Below are 631 nucleotides of genomic sequence, written 5' to 3' on the forward strand. Positions count from 1 at the left end.
CCCCCGCTCCCGGAGCGGCCCGCCACCGACGCCCCTGGTCCGGCCACCGATCCCGTCCCCACCCCCGTCCCCGCGGCCCCGCCCGCGCCCGTGCCCGCCCGCCCCCTCGTCGAGGTGCGCTGCCTGGGCGGCTTCCGGCTGACCGTGGGCGGCGTCGAGGTGGACTGTTCGACCACCCGCCCCAAGGCGCTCAGCCTGCTGAAGCTGCTCGCGGTGCACAGCGGCACCCCCGTGCACCGCGAGGTGCTGCTGCAGGCGCTCTGGCCGGACCTGCCGTGGGAGTCCGGCATCCGCAACCTCCAGGTGACCGTCTCGCGGCTGCGGCTGCTGCTGGGCCCGGGGGTGCTGAGCCGTTCCGGGGCCTCGTACGGGCTCGCCCTGGAGGGCCGACTGGTCAGCGACGTCAGGGAGTTCGAGCAGGCGGCGGCGGTCGGCGCGGGTGCCGCGGCGGCCACCAGGGGCACCGCCCGCGGCGCCGGCGACCGCCATGCCACCGGCGGGACCGGCGGCGCGGCGGCCCTGGAGGGCCTGCGGGCCGCGCGCGACTGGTACACCGGGGACCTGCTGCCGGAGGACGGCCCGGCCGAGTGGGTCGTCGAGGAGCGGGCCAGGCTGCGGGCCCGGGCCTGCC

1 protein-coding gene is annotated in these 631 nt (G+C 79.4%); it reads left to right on the plus strand.

Going from position 1 to position 631, the window contains the following annotated elements:
* Positions 1-90: 90 nt before the first annotated feature.
* A partial coding sequence (locus ABD323_RS43555) for an AfsR/SARP family transcriptional regulator (RefSeq protein WP_344447552.1) occupies positions 91-631 on the plus strand: 541 nt, incomplete at its 3' end.

Origin of the sequence: Kitasatospora nipponensis (assembly GCF_039528135.1) — a bacterium.
In the GTDB taxonomy this organism is placed as follows: domain Bacteria; phylum Actinomycetota; class Actinomycetes; order Streptomycetales; family Streptomycetaceae; genus Kitasatospora; species Kitasatospora nipponensis.